This window comes from Pseudomonas sp. HY2-MNA-CIBAN-0224 (genome assembly GCF_040310285.1).
Lineage (GTDB): Bacteria > Pseudomonadota > Gammaproteobacteria > Pseudomonadales > Pseudomonadaceae > Aquipseudomonas > Aquipseudomonas helleri.
On record NZ_JBEOPQ010000514.1, the window covers coordinates 1 to 273 of the forward strand.

1 protein-coding gene is annotated in these 273 nt (G+C 49.8%); it reads left to right on the forward strand.

The genetic code is table 11. The features are described from left to right. The coding region (locus AAEZ03_RS27370; protein WP_350582991.1) for a glycoside hydrolase family 3 N-terminal domain-containing protein at positions 1-273 on the forward strand (273 nt) is incomplete at both ends.

Here is a 273-nt window from a genome sequence, read left to right on the forward strand (position 1 = left end):
CTGAAGATGTGAGTTTAATCAAACAAGCCCAAGTTGGTGGGATCATCTTGTTTGGCCGAAATGTCAAGGATGCCGCGCAAGTGCGCGCAATGTGTGACGATATACGCTATCACAACGCCGATATCTTGATCGGTGTTGATCAAGAAGGTGGGCGCGTCGCAAGATTACGTGAAGGTTTTACCCCATTGCCCGCGATGGGGCGACTGGGTGAGTTATTTAATCAAGATCCTAGCCGTGCGCTTAGCTGCGCTTATGACTGTGGCTATCTAATGG